Genomic DNA, 545 nt, shown 5'->3' on the forward strand with positions numbered 1-545 from the left:
ATTTAAAATGGCATTGGCGTCGGCATTTTGAAGTGCTTTACTATAAGCAAAAGCAGCCTTTTCAAAAGCTGTAAGTTTTTGGCTTGTAATTGTATAAGCTTGAGTTATTGAGATAATAAAGGTAATGCATAAAAGAATAAGGAAAAGGGAACGAATTCGCAGCATTGGAAACCTTAATAATTGATTTGAAAAGATTCAACTAAACTTTATAAAGGAAAAACACATGAGCAAAAAGCCACTTGTGCCCTTTGATGAGAAAAATATCCACAAAAATGGAAATTTTTTATCTCCATTTTTTAATTGAAAAGAATAACTTATTTTTTAAACGGAATAATACATATCAAATTCGATAGGATGTGGAGTTGTTTCGTAGCGCAAGACTTCTTGCATTTTTACTTGAATGAAAGAATTAATTTGATCATCATCAAAAACGTCACCAGCTTTAAGAAAGCGACGATCTTTATCGAGTTCTTCAAGTGCTTCGCGCAGACTTCCTGAGACCGTGGGAATTTCTTTGAGCTCTTTTGGTGGAAGATCATAAAGGT

At 33.2% G+C, this 545-nt stretch carries 1 pseudogene; it reads right to left on the minus strand.

Features of this window, described 5'->3' with window-relative positions:
- Window positions 1-321 precede the first annotated feature (321 nt).
- Window positions 322-545 (minus strand): annotated as a pseudogene (gene glnA, locus ACFIK8_RS13015) (glutamine synthetase); the annotation flags it as partial.

The organism is Bartonella sp. MR168JLCBS, assembly GCF_042194175.1.